This is a genomic window from Streptomyces flavofungini (assembly GCF_041028215.1).
Lineage (GTDB): Bacteria > Actinomycetota > Actinomycetes > Streptomycetales > Streptomycetaceae > Streptomyces > Streptomyces flavofungini_B.
On record NZ_JASKYR010001547.1, the window covers coordinates 1 to 482 of the forward strand.

Genomic DNA, 482 nt, shown 5'->3' on the forward strand with positions numbered 1-482 from the left:
GTTCAGCAGGCGCCCGGCGACGACCTCGCGGTGGTGGAACCCGGGACGCTGGCCGAGTGCGAGCCGGCGCGGTTCGGCCCCGACGGGCGCCTGCTGAACGGGCGGGGCGCCATCGGGGAGCTCGTGAACCGGGGCCCGAATCCCTTCGAGGGGTACTGGCGCAACGCGGCGGCGCAGGCCGAGCGGGTGCGGGGCGGCTGGTACTGGACGGGCGACCTGTTCTACCGGGACGCGGACGGATTCCTCTACTTCGCGGGCCGTACGGACGACCGGCTCCGGGTCGACAGCGAGAACCTGGCGGCGGCGGTGATCGAGGGCATCCTCGCCCGGTACTCCGGGGCGGTGGCCGTGGCGGTCTACGCGGTGCCGGATCCGGTGGCCGGGGACCAGGTCATGGCGGCGCTCGCCCCGCCGCCCGGCTCCTCCTTCTCCCCGGACGACTTCACCGCGTTCCTGTCGCGGCAGCCCGATCTCTCCCCGAA

Annotated in this window: 1 pseudogene; it reads left to right on the plus strand. The window is 74.5% G+C overall.

Annotated elements, in window-relative coordinates:
* Positions 1 to 482 (plus strand): annotated as a pseudogene (locus tag AB8Z36_RS42115) (acyl-CoA synthetase); the annotation flags it as partial.